21 protein-coding genes and 1 pseudogene are annotated in these 20,096 nt (G+C 65.7%); 11 read left to right on the top strand and 11 right to left on the bottom strand.

Features of this window, described 5'->3' with window-relative positions:
• Positions 1 to 717: hypothetical protein (locus VFY73_RS25815; RefSeq protein ID WP_329724289.1), on the bottom strand; the 717-nt coding region annotated here is incomplete at its 3' end.
• 606 nt (positions 718 to 1,323) lie between these two features.
• Here VFY73_RS25815 and VFY73_RS25810 point away from each other — a divergent pair.
• Positions 1,324 to 1,905, top strand: coding sequence for a hypothetical protein (locus VFY73_RS25810; protein WP_329724287.1), 582 nt, complete (start codon positions 1,324 to 1,326; stop codon positions 1,903 to 1,905).
• 428 nt (positions 1,906 to 2,333) lie between these two features.
• Here VFY73_RS25810 and tuf read toward each other — a convergent pair whose 3' ends face one another.
• Positions 2,334 to 3,530, bottom strand: a complete 1,197-nt coding sequence (gene tuf, locus VFY73_RS25805) for an elongation factor Tu (RefSeq protein WP_329724285.1) — start codon at positions 3,528 to 3,530, stop codon at positions 2,334 to 2,336.
• 742 nt (positions 3,531 to 4,272) lie between these two features.
• Here tuf and VFY73_RS25800 point away from each other — a divergent pair.
• On the top strand, positions 4,273 to 4,590 hold the full coding sequence (locus VFY73_RS25800) for a helix-turn-helix transcriptional regulator (protein WP_329724283.1): 318 nt from the start codon (positions 4,273 to 4,275) through the stop codon (positions 4,588 to 4,590).
• Between the two features lie 46 nt (positions 4,591 to 4,636).
• Here VFY73_RS25800 and VFY73_RS25795 read toward each other — a convergent pair whose 3' ends face one another.
• Both VFY73_RS25795 and VFY73_RS25790 read right to left on the bottom strand, forming a co-directional pair.
• On the bottom strand, positions 4,637 to 5,716 hold the full coding sequence (locus VFY73_RS25795) for a hypothetical protein (protein WP_329724281.1): 1,080 nt from the start codon (positions 5,714 to 5,716) through the stop codon (positions 4,637 to 4,639).
• Positions 5,717 to 5,803: 87 nt separating this feature from the next.
• Positions 5,804 to 6,781: a hypothetical protein gene (locus VFY73_RS25790; protein WP_329724279.1), complete on the bottom strand. Its 978-nt coding sequence runs from the start codon at positions 6,779 to 6,781 to the stop codon at positions 5,804 to 5,806.
• Between the two features lie 610 nt (positions 6,782 to 7,391).
• On the opposite strand from VFY73_RS25790, the pseudogene VFY73_RS25785 reads away from it, so the two are divergent.
• Positions 7,392 to 7,637 (top strand): annotated as a pseudogene (locus VFY73_RS25785) (isocitrate/isopropylmalate family dehydrogenase); the annotation flags it as partial.
• Positions 7,638 to 7,804: 167 nt separating this feature from the next.
• A complete protein-coding gene (locus VFY73_RS25780; protein ID WP_329724277.1) occupies positions 7,805 to 8,323 on the top strand; it encodes a hypothetical protein in 519 nt (172 codons plus the stop codon).
• Between the two features lie 111 nt (positions 8,324 to 8,434).
• Here the strand turns inward: VFY73_RS25780 and VFY73_RS25775 are convergent, their stop codons facing one another.
• Entirely contained in the window at positions 8,435 to 8,866 is a 432-nt protein-coding gene (locus tag VFY73_RS25775) for a response regulator (RefSeq protein WP_329724275.1), read from the bottom strand.
• A 190-nt stretch (positions 8,867 to 9,056) separates the two neighbouring features.
• Positions 9,057 to 9,374, bottom strand: coding sequence for a hypothetical protein (locus VFY73_RS25770; protein WP_329724273.1), 318 nt, complete (start codon positions 9,372 to 9,374; stop codon positions 9,057 to 9,059).
• Between the two features lie 232 nt (positions 9,375 to 9,606).
• Here VFY73_RS25770 and VFY73_RS25765 point away from each other — a divergent pair, with 232 nt between their 5' ends.
• The 4 genes from VFY73_RS25765 to VFY73_RS25750 all read left to right on the top strand — a co-directional run bounded on the left by VFY73_RS25765 (position 9,607) and on the right by VFY73_RS25750 (position 12,031).
• Complete coding sequence (locus VFY73_RS25765) at positions 9,607 to 9,768, top strand: hypothetical protein (protein WP_329724271.1); 162 nt, start codon at positions 9,607 to 9,609, stop codon at positions 9,766 to 9,768.
• 91 nt (positions 9,769 to 9,859) lie between these two features.
• Complete coding sequence (locus VFY73_RS25760; protein WP_329724269.1) at positions 9,860 to 10,651, top strand: hydroxyacylglutathione hydrolase; 792 nt, start codon at positions 9,860 to 9,862, stop codon at positions 10,649 to 10,651.
• A 145-nt stretch (positions 10,652 to 10,796) separates the two neighbouring features.
• The gene (locus VFY73_RS25755; RefSeq protein ID WP_329724267.1) at positions 10,797 to 11,570 is read left to right on the top strand and encodes a hypothetical protein; all 774 of its coding nucleotides are present in this window, start codon (positions 10,797 to 10,799) and stop codon (positions 11,568 to 11,570) included.
• 65 nt (positions 11,571 to 11,635) lie between these two features.
• The gene (locus VFY73_RS25750) at positions 11,636 to 12,031 is read left to right on the top strand and encodes a cupin domain-containing protein (RefSeq protein ID WP_329724265.1); all 396 of its coding nucleotides are present in this window, start codon (positions 11,636 to 11,638) and stop codon (positions 12,029 to 12,031) included.
• Positions 12,032 to 12,078: 47 nt separating this feature from the next.
• On the opposite strand, the gene map is transcribed toward VFY73_RS25750, so the two are convergent.
• Entirely contained in the window at positions 12,079 to 12,825 is a 747-nt protein-coding gene (map, locus tag VFY73_RS25745) for a type I methionyl aminopeptidase (RefSeq protein WP_329724263.1), read from the bottom strand.
• A 255-nt stretch (positions 12,826 to 13,080) separates the two neighbouring features.
• On the opposite strand from map, the gene VFY73_RS25740 reads away from it, so the two are divergent.
• A complete protein-coding gene (locus tag VFY73_RS25740) occupies positions 13,081 to 13,683 on the top strand; it encodes a hypothetical protein (RefSeq protein ID WP_329724261.1) in 603 nt (200 codons plus the stop codon).
• Positions 13,684 to 13,969: 286 nt separating this feature from the next.
• Positions 13,970 to 15,220, top strand: coding sequence for a LanC-like protein (locus VFY73_RS25735; RefSeq protein WP_329724259.1), 1,251 nt, complete (start codon positions 13,970 to 13,972; stop codon positions 15,218 to 15,220).
• A 171-nt stretch (positions 15,221 to 15,391) separates the two neighbouring features.
• Here the strand turns inward: VFY73_RS25735 and VFY73_RS25730 are convergent, their stop codons facing one another.
• From VFY73_RS25730 to VFY73_RS25715, 4 genes are all read right to left on the bottom strand, one after another.
• The gene (locus VFY73_RS25730; RefSeq protein ID WP_329724258.1) at positions 15,392 to 16,579 is read right to left on the bottom strand and encodes a choice-of-anchor tandem repeat GloVer-containing protein; all 1,188 of its coding nucleotides are present in this window, start codon (positions 16,577 to 16,579) and stop codon (positions 15,392 to 15,394) included.
• A gap of 30 nt (positions 16,580 to 16,609) precedes the next feature.
• Entirely contained in the window at positions 16,610 to 16,804 is a 195-nt protein-coding gene (locus VFY73_RS25725; RefSeq protein WP_329724256.1) for a choice-of-anchor tandem repeat GloVer-containing protein, read from the bottom strand.
• Between the two features lie 311 nt (positions 16,805 to 17,115).
• Positions 17,116 to 17,859: a hypothetical protein gene (locus VFY73_RS25720; RefSeq protein ID WP_329724254.1), complete on the bottom strand. Its 744-nt coding sequence runs from the start codon at positions 17,857 to 17,859 to the stop codon at positions 17,116 to 17,118.
• A complete protein-coding gene (locus VFY73_RS25715; protein ID WP_329724252.1) occupies positions 17,840 to 18,511 on the bottom strand; it encodes an SIMPL domain-containing protein in 672 nt (223 codons plus the stop codon). The genes VFY73_RS25720 and VFY73_RS25715 overlap by 20 nt, the downstream gene beginning before the upstream one ends.
• A gap of 304 nt (positions 18,512 to 18,815) precedes the next feature.
• Here VFY73_RS25715 and VFY73_RS25710 point away from each other — a divergent pair, with 304 nt between their 5' ends.
• Positions 18,816 to 19,751, top strand: coding sequence for a hypothetical protein (locus VFY73_RS25710; protein WP_329724250.1), 936 nt, complete (start codon positions 18,816 to 18,818; stop codon positions 19,749 to 19,751).
• Positions 19,752 to 20,096 lie beyond the last annotated feature (345 nt).

Raw genomic sequence — 20,096 nt, 5'->3', positions numbered from 1 at the left:
TTCCGCGTTAACCATCCGGCCCGACTGGTGCAGCTTCAAGAGGATGCTCAGCAGTTCCGGAACAAGGTATTCCTCAACCAAAACCTTGATAGAGGTCTCCTTCGCCGCTATCCGGCCGTAGAGTTCTGCCATGCGATCTCTGGTCGTAAGCGCTTCTGTCAGCCTGCTCTGAATCTCCGCGACCCTGCGATCGGCCTCGGCTTTCACCTCCTGCGACGGTTCAGTCGCAGATCTCGCTTTGCGCAACTCGCCTTCAAGGCTGATGCTTGCCTGCCTCAGACGTTGAATCTCCTGGTTCGCTTGAATCTGCTGTTGCTCTGCCTGGCGCCGCTGCTGCTCAACCTCGGCGTACACCTTCCGTGATTCCTCCTGCGTAAGCAAGGTCTCGTCGTCGATCTTCTGACGCACCTGGTTCTGCTTCTTCTGCTGGTTACGCAAGTGGCCGTAGACGAACCGTGCTGGGTAGGGGTAGAGGAAGATGTAGGCTGCCGCCGTAAGCGCTGGGTAGAGGAAACCAGTCAACGTCCAGTCCCACTCGCCTGGAAACGCAATCCGCTTGACCAGTTCGAGGGTGACGGTGACGCTGTTCGCCGAGGCCAAGATCATCAGGAACTTGTAGTTCCAGGCAGCCCACGCGATTCCGAAGCTCATGAGGATCGGGCTGTCCAATCGATCGCGAATGGACTCTTCAGCCGACTTGAGCAGGTTCTCGAGCATTGCACCCTCTGCAATTCTGCTTTCAGGAGCGCGATTGTGCCTCCGCGCGTCGGCGTGGCCTGGATCCCGATCGGAGGTTGTGCCTACGCTTGGCCTGCTTTTGACCACGGCTTCCAACAATGAGAGGAAAGCCACGACCTCCAATTCGAAGCACATCATCGCCGCGTTGGCAGCAGCAGTCGCGGACTGAGGCCGCACCGCCCGGAAAGCAACCACGCGGGCTTGACTGTCTCCGTCTCCGCCTCATACCGCTGGCGCGGAACGACCGTTCCTGCTTCGGTTGAAGGACTGCAACGGGTCGAGTGCCGACGGCCAGCGCCCGCGGATGAAGACGCTCGCTCGCCATCCGCCGGCCACAACGGTCGAGTGACCGGTGCCGTAGGTGCAGCGGCCATTCGCGGCGCCGATCGACGAATGACAGGTGTCCGCGATGGGCCGGAGCGTTGGCTCGGATTCATGGCGGCTGTCGTGAGCTGGACCTGTATCCAATCGCCGAAAAGCGCCCAGGCGGGCGCACTGCGGACATGCGGTCCGAGCGAGTTGAGCGAAGATGTCACATCCACGCCGAATCCGTTTGGCAGCGCACCCACCACCCTTTTGCCTTCGATGAACCCTGATCGCGCCATGTCGCCCGCTCTGATGTTGGCCCTGAAGATCGCGCTGAGCTTGCTGGTCGGCGCCGCACTGCTCTACCCCTTCTTCGCCGCCGAACCCGTCGGCGGCGTGCTCGCCGAACTCCAGCTGTTCGGCACGGCCGGGGCGGTGGCGGCCGCGACCGTGTTTCTGCTGCTGGTGGCCCTGTATGCGCGCGATCTGTCCCGCACCCTGCAGCTGGTGGCACCGGCGTCTCGCATCGCGTCACCGGCCAGTGTCTGGTGGATGTTCCTGCTGCCCTACAACTTCATCGAGGACTTCTTCATCGTTGCCAACGTGGCGCGTTCGCTGGAGCGCGAAGCCGCGCAAAACGCTGCATTGGCCCGGTTCCGCTCGTTCGGCATGCGCTCAGGCATCGGCTGGTGCGCTGCGCAACTTGTGTCGTTGGTGCCCAACGAAATCGGATCCGCCGCCGGCGCGGTGGCCGTGGTGGCCTGGGGCTGGCATTGGGCCTTCATCCGACGTGCGCTTCGCGCCTTGAGCGCGGCCTCCTCGACACGCAGCCACGCGGTCAGCTCGCCATCGTCAACCTGACGCCGAGGCACTCTTCTTTCCCGGACACCGTGCCAGAGTTGGCACTGCGGCTGCAGCTGCGGGCCGAGCCACCGAGCGAGGCCAATGGCCACGAGGTGTATTTCGTGTACGCGCTGCGTACGTCAGATCACTAACCGGTTATGTCAGAGAAGAGAAGGCCTCGGGGTTCTACCGGTGGTCTGCGGCACCCTGAGATCCGCCTAGGGACGGCCCATGGTCGATCGTTGATGACGTTGAACGTATGTTCACCGGTGGGCGACTCTGCGGTCGCGATGTCCGCATGGGCGGCGGATAGGAGTCAGCCACCTCGCGAACGCGAATGGCGGAGTGCAGTCTGCAGCAGCCAGATCGCTGCTGCCCCCTACTGTAAAAAAAAGCCCCTGCCGCCCGACAAGCAGACGACAGGGGCAAGTGGCTTCATCAGCCCTTCAGCCGAGCACCTCGGTCACGATGCCGGCGCCGATGGTCTTGCCGCCTTCGCGCATCGCGAACCGCATGCCGTTCTCGATGGCCACAGGCTTGTTCAGCTCGAAGCTGATTTGCGCCTGCGCGCCCGGCTCGATCAGTCCGGTCTCGGTGTCGACCTGAATGACACCCGTCACGTCGGTCGGCCCGAAGAAGAACTGCGGCTGGTAGCCGGAGCCGAACGGGGTGTGACGCCCGCCCTCGGCCTTGCTGAGCACGAAGATCTGCGCACGCCCGGTCCGGTATGGCTTCACGGCGCCCGGCTTCACGATGACCTGGCCTCGCACGACGTCATCACGCTTGACACCGCGCAGCAGCAGGCCGATGTTCATGCCGGCCCGCGCCTCGGCCACGTCCTTGTGGAACGACTGCACGCCGGTGACAACCACCTGGCCATCTTCGGCCGTGCTGAGGCCGACGATCTCCACGCTGTCACCAACGCGGATCACGCCGCGCTCCACACGGCCGCTGACCACGGTGCCGCGGCCCGCGATGGTGTGCACGCCCTCGACCGGCATCATGAACGGGCCGTCGTAGTCGCGCACCGGATCAGGAATGCGCGAGTCCAGCGCGTTCACGAGTTCGATCACGCATTGCACGTCCGGGCCATCGAGCTCGCCACGCTCGGCGGCCGCCAGTGCCTTCATCGCACTGCCGAACACGAACGAGACATCGCGATAACCGTGCGAATCCAGCAGCGTGCCGATTTCCATCTCGATCAGCTGCTCGATGTCCGCCCGGTCACTCTCGGCGACGAGGTCCATCTTGTTGACGAACACCACCATGTGCCCGACGTTGACCTGACGCGCCAACAGCACGTGCTCGATGGTCTGGCGGGCGGCGCCTTCGGTGCCGTCCACCAGCAGGATCGCGCCGTCCATCTGCGAGGCGCCGGTGATCATGTTCTTGATGTAGTCGGCGTGCCCCGGGCAGTCGATGTGCGCGTAGTGGCGGCGGTCCGATTCGTACTCGACGTGCGAGGTGTTGATCGTGATGCCGCGCTCGCGCTCTTCCTTCGCGTTGTCGATCTGGCCATAAGACAGCGCACGGCCACCGATGCGTGCGGCCTGCACGCAGGTCAGCGCCGCCGTGAGCGTCGTCTTGCCGTGATCGACGTGGCCGATGGTTCCGACGTTCACATGAACCTTGTTGTTCATCATTTGGTTTCTCCAGTGAGGGTAAAAAGCCGATCCGATTTCGCTGGCCAGGCGAAGCGGTCGGCGGGTTGTCGGCGCGCGCGCCAGACTCGGTGTGCCCGCTGTTCATGCAAAAACTCGGGCGAAAAAAAACCTGCGGGGTGTGGTCCACCCGGCAGGCTTTTCTTGCCTGAAGGGTGAACCCTCCAGGCGCACAAGGGCCTGGAAGCTCTACACGAACCACTCCACGAAGGCGACGCACAGCACCGCGCCGGCGGCGCGTGCGGTGCAAGGCAGGTCTCGTTCGAGGCTCATGTCCAGGTCTCCAGATGAGGACGCAGAAAACAAAAAACCCGGTGGCTTGCGGCCTACCGGGTCTCGTGGAACTCAGGAGGCCGAGCCTCCGGATGTGGGGGGCTCTAGGAAGGCAGCTCGGCGCAATAACGGCGCGACGCATCCGCCGCAGCGGCGCGGATCGTCAGGTCGTATTGCGAGGTCGGGAACTGCTTCATCGAATCTCTCTTGCGATTTCTCGCAGGGCGGGCACTGGCATTACCAGCGGCTAAATTTTCGGAAGGCGCGAGACTAACACCGCGCTCGTGAACCGGCAACAGAGGCGTTGCGTGCGCGCTGCGTCAGCGATCTGCGTTGTCGCTACCCGATCGCCAATGTCGGGCAGCTCGGGAGGTACGGCGGCCAAGGCGGTGATGTCCAACGTAGGCGCTCCTTGGGCAGTCAGGCGACATTGACACCACACGACGAGGTGGTGACGCACATCGCCGCCGCGCTCCGCGCATCGGCTTGCCGTGACAATCCCTCCATGGCCCAAGGTAAGCGAATTTCTGCCGAGATTGACGGCACAGCCCTCCAATCCATCAAGGACATGGGAGCGGCGGCGAAAGCGGCGCGCACCAAGGCCGGCGAGGGCCAGGCCTCAGCGGCGGCTCGCCTGGGTGTTCATGTCCAGACCATCGCCAGAATCGAATCGGGTGAGCCGGGCGTCGCCATCGGACACGTGATCGGGATGCTGGCGCTCTACGGCATTTCCGTCGAACTGCGGCAGGCAGACGCGCCGGCTCCATAGTCCGGCCGGGTCACCGCGCGATACTCGCTCCGCCCGCCGCGCTGCATCAACCGCTGAAGTCCTGCGCGTGGCTCTTGTTGTCGGTGGGCCACCAGAAACGCCCGTGGTCGGCCGGCGAATACGACTTGTTGTCGTCGCCCTGGCGGACCTGGTAGAAGTTGTTGCGCCACAGCGAGCCGCGCGGCGTGCCGCCCCACAGGTTGCCGTACAGCGGCCCCCACAGCTGGTGCAGCTCCGCCGAGAAGACGTTGCCGGTCACCGCGAGGTTCGTCGCGTTGTTCTTCACGCCGAAGCTGAGCGCGTAGCCATACCCCGAGATGTAGTTGTTGGTGAACGCGATGTGGTCGTAGACGCCGCTGCCCTGCAGCGCGAGCGCATTGGTGTTGCCCAGCGACGCGATCGTGTTGTGGTCGATGACCATCGGCCCGCCGTTGCCCTCGCTTTGCGGCCCGATGCCGTCGTGGTGGTAGACGTCGTGCGACGTGTCTGCCGCGTCGTGGATGTAGTTGTTGGTCCACACCGACGGGCGCCCCGGGAAGCCCGTGACCATCAGGAGCCCCGCGTTGCCCCAGACGTCGTTGTGATCCATCAGCGCCACGGCTTCCTTCATCGTGGTCATCAACTGCCATGACTTCTTGAATGGTGTGCCCGGCTTCACGTGCGCCGAAGACACCGTACCGTCGTTGCCGGGCGGCCGGGCATAGGCGTTCGGCTTGAAGGTCGAATACCGGAACGTGATGCTGTTCGGCGCGTAGATCTGCACCAGGTTGTCGTTCGGGCTCTTGCCCTCGAACAGGCAGCCGACGAAGGTCAGGTTGTCTCCGTAGATGATGACCTTCGAGGCCAGGAACCGGGTGTACGAGATGACACTGTTGTCGGGGTACCTGGCCGTGATGGGCCTGGTCGCGCTCATGTTGGCGGCGTAGTCCTTCAACCGACCGGGATAGGGCCCGAGGTCCAGGCCCCCGGCATTGGCCGGCGTGTTGGCGTAGCCCGTGTTCGAGAAGTCAGGCCAGTAGCCCGAGCCGTCGTTCGGTCGCGAGTCCAGCGCGCCGGCCATGGCGGCCGCCGCGGTCGCGAGCAAGACGAGCACCGCGCTGATGCGAATGCCATGAAGGGGTTGCATGCCATCTCCCAGGCGTGAATGGAGGCGGCCATTGTTCCCAGGGCATCCGAAGGGCGCCAACGACGAGTTCTCGGACTTCCCGACACCTCACAAGCCGCTGGCGCTCGATGACGATGCGTCCGGGTGCCGGCGGCCCAACGCCATCAGGCTCGATGTGCTGGGTTCCAGTGGCTGTGAATCCGTCTGGTTCGAAGCCTGTGGCGCCACGGGCACCGGCGCCACCTGTTGCATGAACCAGGCGACGAAAGCATCCTCGGTCATGCGGAATGCAACCAGGTCGAGCCCACGTGGCATTGCCTGCGCGTCGTGGCCCATATGGGCCAGTGCGGCGCCCACATACCACTCAGTGATGCTGGCGCTGCCGCGCTCATAGGCCATCGCATGCGACAGCCACCAGGCAATGCGGGCCAGCACGGCGGTTCCGGGCGGAGCAGTCAGCATCTGCTCATGCAGGCGGGCAACGTGCACCATGATCTGCGGGATGCTCTGCGCCGGCGTGTGAATCCAGAACCCTTCCACTCCCGACTCGCCGGCCTCCGCTGGCGTCGTGAAGACGGACGCTGTCAATGCAATCCGGCCATCGTCGGTGTGCCCCATGGTCCGAAGACCGGTCAGCATGTCTTGCTCGTCTCCCATCAGAGTCGGAACGCCGGGTGTATCGAGAAGACGGCTCGGCTGACGCTCTGCCCGGAAATCTTCTCCCGCTTCGTCCGCGCGGCCTTCGGCAGCCTCGCGGCTTCGAATGCCCTCACCCCTGTAGCGTTCCCCCATGCCTGTTCGGGCTCCGTACCTGATTGTCAGTTCGTCGTCGCTGTAGGCCGACCGGGCGGCATCGCGGTCCTCTTCATCGGCGAATTGGCGCGCGAGGTTTTCTTCAGCCGTTCGGCGTGGCGCACCGAACTCGTCGGCGTGCTCGGTACGTTGATCCCTGGCAGCTTGCCCACGCAGTCCGGCGAGGGTTGACATCACGCGGTCGAACGCCGCGCCCTCGTGAAGCATCTGGCGCGCACGTTCGTGGGCATGGACCGAGGCGCTACGCCATATTTCCTGATTGCCATAGGCCACCGCGGCGGGGTCCAGCGGAGCTTGCCCCGTTGCTGACCCGGACGGTCCGTCCTGCGGAGCTTGCCCCGCTTCTGCCCCGGATGGACCCCTGAACCGGCGATACGCAGCCCCCAGTGGGTCGTAGCCAAAGACGCGAAGGACGGAATAGGCAGCAGCGGCGCCCAGCGCAACTGCGCCCACGGTCGCCTTGATCGTGTCCCAGTCCCATGCAGCCTGCAAAGGCGGCCGGCTCGAAGTCTCCGAGCCTGTTTGAAGCGGGCGATTCAGTTCCGGAAGCCTGGGTGACACAGAGCCCTGCAAGCGCTGCAGGCGCTGCTGTTGAGCGAGCAGCCTGGGGCTGAGCTGCACCGACCTCGCGTTGCCACCGGCCACACCGTCCGCTGCTGCACGATCGCGCTCGCGAGATCGATGATGCCCATCCCCGTCTGCCCGGGAGGGATGCCCTGCCGCCCGCTGAATTGGCGGAACTCTTTCGCCGCAGCTCATGTCTTGTGCGCCTGTGCCGAACCATACGAAGCGCCACCCGTGGCGGTCGCCGATGCATCGTTGTACCGGGCACCGCGCGTCTTGTGCATCAGCAGAATGCTGATTTCCGCCGACGCTTTAGGGCGCGATGATGATGTGGGACGAGATCGCGCTGCAGGTTGTCGAACGAGTTCCCCGACGTCACCTGGGACAAGGCGCTGGTCGACGCCGCCACGTCGCGCATGGTGAACCAGCCTGCGAGCCTGGCCACCATCGCCGCGAGCAACCTGCACGCCGACATCCTGAGCGACCTGGCCGCGGCGCTGGCCGGCAGCCCGGGCATCGCCCCCCCACGGGCAACATCGACCCCGATCGCCGCTACCCGTCGGTCACGGCTTCTTCAAGACGCTCGGCGACAGCGTCATCACCGGCTCCACGTTGACCAGCGTGAACGACTTTCGGGCGATCCCGGTCGCCGAGTGACTCCTGTGGCACGTCGCTTGCCGGTTGAGGCCAGCAGTGGCGATGTTCGCTTCTGCGCAGCACAAAGGATTTGCCATGGGAAAAGTAAAGACTGAACCGACCTCGGACAACCGCGATCCGATCACCGGTGCACCGGGCGCACACCCCGTGGGAACGGGCTTCGGCGCCGCCATCGGTGGCGCAGCGGCTGGTGCGGCGACCGGGACCGTCGCCGGCCCCGTCGGCTCGGTGCTCGGAGCCGCCGTGGGCGCGGTCCTTGGTGGCCTGGCCGGCAAGGGCGTGGCCGAAATGGTCGACCCGACTGCCGAAGACGCCTACTGGCGCGAAAACTACAAGGACCGGCCTTACATCGGCGACGGCACCTATGACGATTTCGGCCCGGCCTATGCCTATGGCGTGGAGGCTTTCAGCACCTACCCGAGCCGAACCTACGACGACATCGAACCCGAACTGTCGCGCAAGTGGACGACGGCGCGAGGCACCTCTTCGCTCGAATGGGAACGCGCCAAGCACGCCACCCGCGACGCGTGGACGCGCGTGAGCAACGCCGTCGAACGCGCAACGCCGGGAGACTCGGACCGCGATGGCATGTGAGGTCAACCGCGCGCGTTGTGCGACACGGCGCGTGCCCGTGTCCAGCTGACCACAGACGCCCCCCGCAGCACGTCAAGCGAGCGGGTTAGGCCCCAGGTGCGCCCTGGCAGGTCATAGCCTCTTGCGGGCTTTGGCCGCCAGCGCACGGGCCAGCGAGGCCTCCAGCGCCTCATGATTCACGGGCTTGACCAGGTACTCGAACGCGCCGAGGCTCATGGCCTTCAGGACGTCGATGTTGAGCTTGTCCGCGGTCAGGAGAATGACGCGAAAGGCACCCGCCGCGATGTCTTCGCTGAGCCTACGAACAACCTCGATGCCGGAAATATCCGGCAAGTGCATGTCAAGCAAGATGGCGTCGGGGCGCTCGCTGCGAGCGCGGCTGACGCCTTCATCCCCCGTCTGCGCCCGGATCAGGCGCACGTCAGGGTGGCTGGACAGCAAGGCCTCCACGACGGCAAAGCTGACAGGTTCATCCTCGATGTACAGGACCGAGCCCTGTAGCCTTGCCACAGCGGGCTTTTCAGTCGATGGCGAGGTGGTCATGGCACGCTCCACGAAATCGGTGGATTGCAGGCAAAGATTGTTGCAGGAAAGTGGCCCCGATGCAGAAGATGCGCCGCTCGAGCGGTCATGCCGCGCCGATCGGACGACGTGATGACCGCCTGGATCAGTCGAGTGGCAATTCCCGCGCCTCTCGCGGTACCGCCGGCATCGTGGTCAACGGCCCTTGTTGTCACGGCGGCCCGGGTGGCTGACCTTCGCGCAGGCAGCGCCCCTGTTTCTCGAACCAGTACACGACATTGCCCACGATCACGATGCTGCCGGAGATGACGGCACTGGCAGCCACCGTGGCCCCGGCGGCAGCAAGCGCGGCCGTGCAACCGCTGTTGCTGCAGCCTCGGATGGCCGCTATCTGCACCGGTTCAAGATCCATCTCCTTCGACATGACCCGGCAGTTCGCGTCGTAGACCTCGGTCGTTCTCGGCACGAGAACGCAAGCCTGCAGCATCAGCAGCGAGCCGATTCCGAGCGCGGTCAGTCGGGGCCGCATGGGGCGGCCGGGCAGTCTGGTGCTTGACACGAAAGGCTTGGCTGGCTGAGCGTGGCGAATCGGCTCGACAGGCGGTCCACTGGCGTGCGGCTCGCCCCGTCTCCAGGGCCGACGCGGTGGATTCGAAGGAGCGCCGGGAGGAGCGCCGGCGGATGTCACGTGGCGCGGCCCGCGATGGATTGGGAGCCCATCGAAGGGGTAAGCTGGAGCTCCAACGTTCCCAGGAAACATCATGACCTTCGCGCGCAAGACACAGGCCAAGTATGGCGCTCAGATCCCCACCGGCCAGAAGCCTGCCGCAAAACAGGCGTCGCAAGCCAAGCCGGCCGACGCCGCAGACCAGCCCGCCAAGGCGTCGCCCGATGCCAAGGGTGGCGGCCGCAAGAAGGCCTGACACGGCACGCCCCATTGCCGCCCGGGCGGAACCGGCCGGGTCGGCCGTTCCGGCCGCCGCCATGCGGCCACCTTGACCTGGAAAGCCCGCGATGATCGTCGAGCGCATCTGGACAGGCAACGCCTACCGCAACTACAACTACCTCGTCGCCTGCCCCGAGAGCGGCGAGGCCTTGGCCATCGACCCGCTGGACCACGAGAAGTGCCTCAACGCGGCGCGCGTGCGGGGCTGGCAGATCACCCAGATCCTGAACACCCACGAACACCCCGACCACGCGGGCGGCAACGCCGCGGTGGTGGCCGCCACCGGGGCCAAGGTGATCGCCCATCACCGCGCCGGCTCGCGCATCCGCGGCGTCGATCGAGGTGTGAAGGCAGGCGATGTGATCAAGGTCGGCAAGACCGTCGAGCTCGAATGCCTGGACACGCCGGGCCACACCCTGTGCCACATCTGCCTGCGGGCCCACACTGACCAACCGGCCCTGTTCTCTGGCGACACCCTGTTCAACGCGGGAGCCGGCAACTGCCACAACGGCGGCAACGTCGAGGACCTGTACACCAGCTTCGCCGATCAACTGGCCAAGCTGCCCGACGACACCCGCGTCTTCGCCGGCCACGACTACATCGAGAACAACCTGAGGTTCACGCTTGACCGCGAACCCGACAACGCCGCCGCGCGCGCCCTGCTGCCCCAGGTGGCCGGCCACGATGCGGCTCAGGCCCGCGTGACGACGCTGGGCGAAGAAAAACAGTTCAACACCTTCATGCGCCTGACCAGCCCCAGCGTCATCGCCCATCTGCGCGAGCGTTTTCCGGACCTGCCCGACCAACCCGACCCCAAAACCGTGTTCGTCAAACTGCGCGAGCTGCGCAATTCCTGGTAGGCCTGCCCCCGCGTGCACGCTTGGTCCGACCGCTTCAAGCCGTTGCCGGGGTTCGTGGCATGGGGGCAACGGGGTGGACGCCGCACGCGACACATGAGGGTGGCGCTAAGCTCCACGAGTCAACTGATCTGCAAGGAGACCCCGATTGAGCTTCGCATACGTGAGCGTCGAAGACGCGGTGCAGCGCCCCGGCCTGCGCATGGTGGTGGTAGGCGGCGTACCCAGCCCCTGGGGCGAGGCGGCCAAGGGCATCCTCCATGTCAAAGGCCTGGATTGGGCCGCGGTGCGGCTGGACTACACCAGCGACACCCTCAAGCAGTGGACCGGGGGCCGCCGTGACGGCCCGGTGCTCATCCACAACGACGAGCCGCCCCGCCACGCGTGGGACCAGATCCTGCTGCTGGCCGAACGCCTGGCCCCCGAGCCGGCGCTGCTTCCGCGTGACGCTGCCGACCGTGCCTTCACCATGGGGCTGGCGCACGAGATCTGCGGCGAAGGTGGTCTGGGCTGGACACGCCGGCTGCAGCTGGTACACGCCGGCCTCACCGGCCACGGCGGCTTCCCGCCCAAGGTGGCGGGTTATCTGGCGAAGAAATACGGCTACCGCACCGAAGACGCACCGGCCTACGGCCCGCGAGTGGGCGCACTTCTGCACATGCTGGCCGCGCGCCTGGCGGCGCAACACGCCGCGGGCAGTCCCTACTACCTGGGCGACTCACTGACCGCCGTCGATATCTACAGCGCCACCTGCATGGCCCTGTTCGACCCGTTGCCTCACGAACAGTGTGCGATGGATCCGGTGACGCGGGAGGTGTTCGAGACGATGGACCAACCGACTCGCGAGGCGCTGGCGCCGGTGCTCCTGGCGCATCGGGACAGGGTGTACGCGGATCATCTGCAGAGCCCGCTTTCCCTGTAGCCCCGTCGGCGGCAGGCGCCGCATAAGTGAAACAGCATCCGATCAATTCAAGAGGCAGCAAGCTCATGTCCACGACCACGTCCACCGCGACGTCACCGCGGCAGATCGCCGCATCGCTCACCGAATTCTGGTCGCCTCGCGTGATCGCGGAGGTCGACGACAACTACGTCAAGGTCGCCAAGGTTCACGGCTCGCTGGCGTGGCATGCCCACGACCACGAAGACGAGCTGTTCCTGATCCTCAAGGGTCGGCTGCGCATCGAGCTCGAGGACGGTGCGGTCGACCTCAACGAGGGTGACGTCTACGTCGTTCCCAAAGGCGTCCGGCACAACCCCGTCGCCGAAGAAGAGTGCCTGCTGATGCTGATCGAAAAGAAATCGACCTTGCACACCGGCGACGTCGTGACCGACAAGACACGATCGCTGGACGAGCAACTCAGGCCGGTCGATACCCACAACTGATCGCCGTCAGGCCGGCCGGCCACTGCAACCCGGCGGCCGGCGACGTCTCAATGTCGGGTGACGACCATGGGGTCGCCCTTGGTGATGATCATCGTGTGCTCGTACTGCGCGGACAAGTTGCCGGGCGCCCCGACCAAGGTCCATCCATCGGACGCCTCGGTCACCACCCGGCTCTTTGTTGAGAGGAACGGCTCGATGGTGATCACCATGCCCTCTTGCAAGATGCGCCCGTCCGTCGGATCGAAGTACCCGGGAATGTGCTCGGGTGCTTCGTGAAGCGCGCGACCAACCCCGTGGCTGCCAAGGTTCTCGATGATCTTGAAGCCGTAGGTCTTCGCCGTTCGCTCGATGGCGGCACCAATGCCATTGATGGGCCAGCCAGCACGCGCCTGCTTCATGGCTTGCTCGAGGGCCGTGCGGGTGGCATGGCACAAGCGCGTCTTCTGTGGCGTGGCCTGGGACACGACTCTCGTACCGCCGGTGTCGGCGAAATAGCCTCCCAACTCGGCAGAAACGTCGACGTTCAAGACGTCGCCAGCCCGGATCACTCGGTCACCCGGAATGCCATGTGCGGCTTCCTCGTTGATGCTGATGCAAGTCGCGCCGGGGAAACCGTAGGTGAGCCTGGGCGCCGATCGTGCACCGTGTCTTGCAAGCAACTGCTCACCCAGCGCGTCGAGCTCGCGCGTGGTCATGCCGGGCTCGGCGGCGTCGAGCATCTCCTGCAGCACGAACGAAACGATCTTGCCAATGCGCTTGAGTGCTGCGACATCGTCTTCGGTTTCGATGGTCATGTGGTCTCCGATCTGAATCCCCGAGACTACCCGAAGGTTGAACTTGCGCTGCCTCGCGCCAAGTTCTAGGGATCCGTGTCCGGTTTTTCGTCCTGCACTCCGTCTTTCAAGACACGGAGTGACGGCAGTCGCCGCAGAGGACCTTTCCCCAACCGGTTCGGCGTGTCACTCCTTCGGGGACACCGCGCCTGCCATGGCGCCTTCAAAACCTTCAAGTGAGACATGCGCATGAAAGCCGATCTTCAATCCAAGACCGTGAAGCAACTCCTGACCTGGCTGGCTTTGGCCGGCGGGGCTGTCGGGGTCGCGCAGGCAACGCCGCAGCACTTCCCCGCCGTCGATCCGGTCGCGGCCGGCGGGACTTTGTACTCGATCACCTTCTACGACGATACCGCGAACAACCACACCCAATGGGCCACGCAGAACATCTGCTTCGTCCAGGGGCCCGTCCAGGGCAGCAACACGACGGGGCTGTGGTATTCGACCACCTACAACCGTTGGATCGGGCTCTGGCGCCAGGAGGGTGACCAGATCTTCATGATCGGCGACTTCTGGACCGGCCGGGGCAAGGACGCGATGCAGGTCGAACTCGTGACGACCAAGGACGAGGGCTTCGGCCACTGGAATGAATGGGTCGAAGACGGCATGTACGGCAACTGGGTTGCCAAGGGCAACACCCGCATCGCCAAGATCGGGGTCTGCCATTCGCCCCTGCAAGGCGCAGACAACGGCCTGGCCGACGAATGGGAGGACACCAAGCAGCGGGCCCTGAAGGAGGCCGAGGCCGCGCCGGTTCGCTACCGCAGGGACGGCTCCCTGGCCCAGCCCGGCGATCGCGATCAGCTGCCGCCGAACTGAGGCGGCAAGGCGGCGCGGAACGACCGCGTTCCGGCCGGCTCATCGCGCCCCACAACGCTGGGGCTTGGTCGTCACGACCGCTACCCCCGACGACATCGCCGGCCTCCCCCGCGAGGCCGGTGCCCACCAGATTCCGTCGAAACCGTCCACCGCACGATCGGCGCCGGCACGACGACCCTGCGCGATAGGCTGTGGACAGGGGGCAGGAGCGCACCGGGTAAGGCCGAGCTTGATCGGCGGCCCCGGCCAGCGACTCCGTGCCGGGCCGCTGAGGTAGCCTCGCTCCATGCAAGACCTCTTCGACCCCACCCGGCACGAGCCGCTCGACGCTCCGGCCTGGACCGATGCCGCGGCGCACCAGGCCATCGACCGCATCTGCGCCAGCGCCGAGACCGCGTTCGATGAGCGCGAAGGCGCGTGGCTGCTGCACCCGCAGGACGAACCGCCGCGGCCGGGCCACCGCTCGCACAACGTTTACTGGGGCGCTGCCGGCGTGCTGCTGGCACTGCGCCACCTGGCATCGCAAGGGGCGGTGGCGCTGCGGCGCGACTACACCCCGTGGATCGAGCGTCTGCCGGAACGCGTGGCCGCCGACGTGGCGGGCGAGCAGCACGGCAGCGCGTCGTACCTCTTCGGCGAAAGCGGGGCGCTGCTGCTGGCCTTCCTGGCCACGCGCCGGGCCGCATTCGCCGATCGCCTCTATGCGGTGGTGCAAGGCAACCTGCACAACACGGCCAACGAGCCGCTGTGGGGCAACGCGGGCACGGTGCTCGCCGCCATCCACATGGCCGAGGCGGACGCCGGCCCTCGGTGGGCCGAGCTGGTGCAGCAGGCCGTCCAGGCCTTGCTCGACGACATGATCGTCGACCCCGAAACCGGCACCTGGAACTGGCAACAGGCTCTGTACGGCAAGCCCACCCGCTACCTGGGCGCCGGCCACGGCTTTGCGGGCAACGTTTACCCCGCGCTGCGCGCCGCCGCCCTGTTGAACGCGGACACGGTGCGCACCTTCGAGCAGCGCGCCCTCGATACGCTCTCGGCCACCACGCTGCACCGCCTGCTCGACGCGCCCGGCGGCCCGGTGGAGCTGATCAACTGGCACGTGGTGACCGACGCCGATCGCCTGGCGGCCTGGATCGCCAAGGGCGGCCGACCGCTGGTGCAAGACTGCCATGGCGCGCCCGGCATCGTCTGCCGCCTGGCCGGCGCACCGCGCACCCCCGAATGGGACCGAATGCTGCTCGGCGCCGGCGAGCTGATCTGGCACGCCGGGCCGCTCGCCAAAGGCCCATCGCTGTGCCACGGCACCGCCGGCAACGCGATGGCCTGCCTCAAGCTGTGGCGCCGCTTCGGCGATACACGCTGGCTCGACCGCGCACGCCAACTGGCCCTGCACGCAGCCGGGCAGGTCGAATCAGCCCGCGCCGGGCACGGCCAAGGCCGCCACAGCCTCTGGACGGGTGATCTCGGCGTGGCCTGCGTGCTGTGGAACTGCCTCCGCGGCGACGACCGGTTCCCTACCTTGGACTATTGCTAATGCAGTGTCTGATGGCCCAGGCTGGTGCCTGGGCAAGGTGGGCAACGCCGCCATGCGCCCTGGAAGACCCGTTCCCCAAGGGTTGCCACCAGCACAGCACCCCACCGACGCGCAGCCTCTCGGCAATGCCTTCGCGCCGCTCCTGAACAGATCTTTGAACCGGGTCCGCTCCTACGGCCCGGGTGGAATGCTCACCCGGCGAAGGCGGAAGATCGTGCCGGCGTCGAAGGTGCCGCCGCGGCTCGTGGTGCCGTAGATCGCACCGTCCTTGGCGCTCAACAGCGCACCGCGCGGCTCGCAGCCTTCGGACCCGTCTTCGGCGAAGGCATGGTGCACGCCGAGCTTGTTGGTCTTCGACATCGCGAAGACAGTGCCGCAGCCTTTGTAAAAGAGGACCTGGACGTCCCAGAACCTCGTCGTGCCCCAGAGAACGCCTTCCCTCAGCGCGAGCCTGCCCTCCGGGTAGATGCCATCCACGCCGAGGACCATGTCATGCGCAAGGCTGAGGACACCGCCGACCGAAACCTTGAACACCGTGCCCCCGATATCGTCACCGCATGACGGCGCCACGCCAGCCAGGCTACCGCCGGCGATGGGTGCGAGACCGGCGCGCGGCTGGCACCCCAGCAGGTCCCCGTCCTCAGGGTTCTTGAACGAATGCTTGAGCTCGTAGGTGCCGGCGGTGGTGATCCTGTACACGGAGCCACCGCCATGCGGGCCTTGGGTGGAGGTGGTGCCGTAAAGTGACCCGTCGACGTGTTGCACGAGCGGGCCCTTGGGGCCGGCATACCAACCCTCGAAATCGGAGAACAGCACGGTGACCACGCCGGCGGGCGTCATCTGGAACACCGTGCCCAGGCCGCCGTAGTTGATGCCGCCGCCCACCGCGGTGCCGTAGAAATTGCCGTTCGAGTGCCGCATCAGGCCCGCGGTGGGGTTCGTGCCTTCTTCCTCGAGGAACTTGTGCATCACCTTGAAGGTGCCCAAGGTGGAAATGCGGTAGATCCCGCCCTGGTTGTCGAGCATGCCGCTTTGCACGGTGCCATAGAGGGTGCGGCCGACGGCCAGCAGCTCGCCCTGCGGCGTCGCCCCATCGCCGCCGCGGAAGGTGTGCATCACCACTGGCGCGGTGCCGGGCACGAACTTGAAGACGTTGCCTCGCGCGCCCCGCCCCGGGCCACCGGTGCTGGTGGTTCCCCAGAAGACGCCGCCCGCTTCGACCAAACCGGCCAGCGGGGTGGCGCCATCCGTGGCGGGGTTGAAGGAATACAGGTGCTCGAACTCCCAACGCGTGCCGCCCGCCGCCTGGGCCAGGGCGCAGGCGAGTGCCATCGAGGTGAACGTGATGAAATTCTTCATGGGTAACTCCTGTGAACTGATGCTGCTGCTTCACTGGCCCGGCGGAACGCTCACGCGCCGCAGGCGAAAGATCGCGCCGGCGTCGAAGGTGCCGCCACGGATGGTGGTGCCGTAGATCGCACCGTCGGAGGCCGTCAGCAGCGCGCCGCGTGGCTCGTAGCCATCGATCTCGCCTTCGTTGGCGTTGAAGACATGGTGCACACCGACGGAACCATCCGTCGTCATGGCGAAGTGGCTGCCGCATGTGTGATCCGGCGTGGACCAGATCGAAGCGGTGCCCCACAGAAGGCCGTCACTGCGCAGGGCCAGCTCCGCCCAGCGTGAACACGATGGCACTCTTCATGAGCGTCTCCCTGGGGCCGGCATGGCCACTGAGCCGACTCTAGGAGGGCACGCCCGCGACGGACCAACCGTTCACCAACGGATTCGCGCCGAGAGGGCCTTCAATCGTGGGGGGGCGGCGGGGGCTTCGCCGGCGCGCCGGACTGGCCTGTGCTTGGCGTCGCTCGCGCCCAGCCCAAGGCGCGGCGGCTCGCTCAGCGAGCGGTCACTGCCTTCTGCAGCCAACCGGACGGCGGCTGTGTGTTGAACTCAATGAGCCGACCACGCTCGGCCTCGGCCATGGCCGCCACGATGCCCGCGCCGATCCCAGCGCCGAGGCCCGAGGCCACCGGGCCGGCATTGGGCGCCGTGGTGGCTGCTATCGCGGCGGCGGTGCCTGCAACGTCGCCAGTGTTTGCGCCCTGCTGGCCACCGCCCACCCGATGAGTGACGGGCGTCTTGTCTGCGTTGAACTCCGTCTGCGGGTAGAACCCGTTGTTGATGGTGAAGACCAGCGGCTGCTCCGTCGCCTTGTGCGGGACGAAGATGGCGCATTCGAGTGAACTGCCCGACGGAGGCTGGGCGTCGGCGATCACCGTCTGGAACAGGCACGACGGCTTGGGGCCCAGGTAGTAGATGCCGCCAGCGTCCTCGTGAGCGGCCTTGTAGGAGCCGGCCATCAGCAGGTATTCCCAATGGCCAAAGCCCCAACCAGAGTCGTACTTCCAGCGCACGTCCTGCGGGAGTTCGATCGTTCTGGCTTCGGTGACCGGTCGCAAACTGCTGGGCGCGACGCCTGCACATCCAGAGACCGTCAGGGCTGCCAGCGCAGCCAGTGATAGAACTGCTGTCGATTTCATTTCCGCCCTTTCCTTCTCTCTGTGCAGGATCCGACCCTGCGGCTCTTGTTGAACGATCGTCCCTCGCCGCGGCCAGATATCAGTGATGGGAAGAAGCACCTGGCTCTGCAGCGAAGCGAACGCGGAACCGAATGCTCGACGAGCGCGTCGCCGCTTCAAGTGGCTCCGTGCTCTCTGCCGCCGCTCCCCCACCGGCGGCAAAGGCAATTCCCCAATCTTGATCGCCATAGGCACCCGACCTGGACACCTTGACATCGAGCTCTTCGATTTCGATGACACCGGCAATCGTCAAGCCAGAGACCAAGGCCACGTTCGTCGCCTTCGCTTCAGCGTCTGTGATCGCGTCCCGCTCCGCCTCTCTCCTTGCACCATCGCCCGCTTCGAAAAGCGGCTGCCGCATGGACACGGACAAGGAGTACCGCTGGTTCTCGAACAAAGGTTCCAGCGAGCCCAGCGCACCCAGGAGGCGTTGCATGTCGTCGCTTGAGACCAGCAACTTCTGCGACGCCTCCTGCCCAGGTTTCTTCTTCCAGAACCAGGGTCGCCAGACCTCTGCCCCGCCCTCTTGCAGTTCGCGCTCGTTGAGCCCGGCGTCTCGCAAGCGGCGGATGCACTCGTTGCGAAGGTCGGCGACCTCCTTGATCGCTGTTTCGACCTGAGCAGCGCGAACCTGGAGCGTCACATCAGCCCTGTATTCGGCGACGCGCTCAACGAGCTTTCCAACGCCCACCACTTCAATGAATCTGTCCACATTGACCTCTCTCAGGAAAACCAGCTACCAGTGCAGTGTTCGACGCTATGCGGTACATACAACCCCGTCTTTGGCCGCCTGGCGTCGCTGGCGTCGCTGGCGGCGCTGGCGGCGCTGAAGCGCCGGCCCAAGCAGCCCAAGGGCCCACGCGACCCCGACCAAAGTGCCGACCTCGTTTGTCGGTAACTTGCAAGTTAGCACGGAACCCGCGACCCGATTCTTCACTCACACCCGGCTCACCGATGAGCCCCGTCATCGGCCACCCCAACGCTGCGACAGCGCCCGCTGCTCCTGCCCTCACACATTGGAAATCTCCGTGCTTTCTGGACCGTCGCCCGTGAATCGTGCCTTCGACCCCGCAGCTGCCGGCCGCAAGAGCCAGTGGCGTTCTGCCTTGCGCCGTCTGCCTTGGCCGGCTCTTGCCCTGGCGGGGTTGAGTGCGCTGTCTTTGCCGACCCAAGCCACCGCCGCAGGCGACAAGGTGGCGTGCCCCGAGATCGAAGGGCTGAACGTCGCGAGTCTGAAACGGTCCACCCTGGTGGGCGAGCTGCATGGCACCAACGAAAGCCCTGCCTTTGTGGCGGCGCTGGCATGCCACATCCTGACCAGCGGCCACACCCTCACGATGGCGCTGGAGATCCCTCGCACGGAACAAGACCGCATCCGCAGCTACCTTCTGTCGAACGGCAGCGCAGCCGACCGTGCGGCGATGTTGAAAGGAGCGTTCTGGGCCATCGACAAGGCGGACGGTCGATCGTCCGCGGCGATGGTCAACCTGATCGAGCGCCTGCGTTACCTGCGCAGCGTCAAACTGCCGCTGATCGATGTCGTCACCATCGATGTCGCGGCAGGCGAAGACGACGCCGCGAATGATCGTGATCGGCTGATGAGCCAAGCGTTTGATCGCATCACCAAGACCCCAAGCGACTATGTGGTCGGACTGGTCGGCAACTACCACGCCAAGAAGACCGACGGCGCGCCTTGGAACCCACGCGCGCGGTTCATGGCGGGCTACCTGCCGGCCAGCGCCTTGACCACCCTGGACGTCGGCTACTCCGGGGGAGCGGCATGGATTTGCGTACCGGAGTGCGGCGTTTCTGAATTTGGCGCGTCGAGCAAACCGGCTGCCGCGGAAGGCTTCTCGCTTCGTTTCGTGAACAAGGACGGCGGCGCCTACGACGGCATCTACAACGTGGGCCGCTTGTCCCCTTCTCTGCCCGCCCGAAGTGGTGGAGGCTGAGAGCGTTCCAATGAACCAAACCGGGTTGTCGAGTTTGAGACGGAGTCAGGTGAGTTGGCCGAAGGGCTGTGAGCCCCCGAGATAGCCAGCGCGGCGCCATGGTCGGCGCGCACACCGCATTGAACAGTGGCCATTGCTGGCAAGGCAAGTTCGCATGAGCGAGCGATGCGGCGCTGCGAACACGGAGTGCTGCAACACAAGACCTCGTATCTTCCTCAGGCCGACGTGATTGAAGCCGATGGCATCATGAACCAGGCCGGTCAGGGTGATGCCGCAAAGACTTTGGGCCAAGCGTCGATGGACGCCCAAGCCCGTGGGTCAGATGGGCAGCCTTGACCGTTTCTT

The sequence above is a fragment of the Ideonella sp. genome, from assembly GCF_036277275.1.
GTDB lineage: Bacteria > Pseudomonadota > Gammaproteobacteria > Burkholderiales > Burkholderiaceae_C > Ideonella.
The sequence above is the reverse complement of the archived record's forward strand: the minus strand, read 5'-3'. Positions and strand labels throughout refer to the sequence as shown.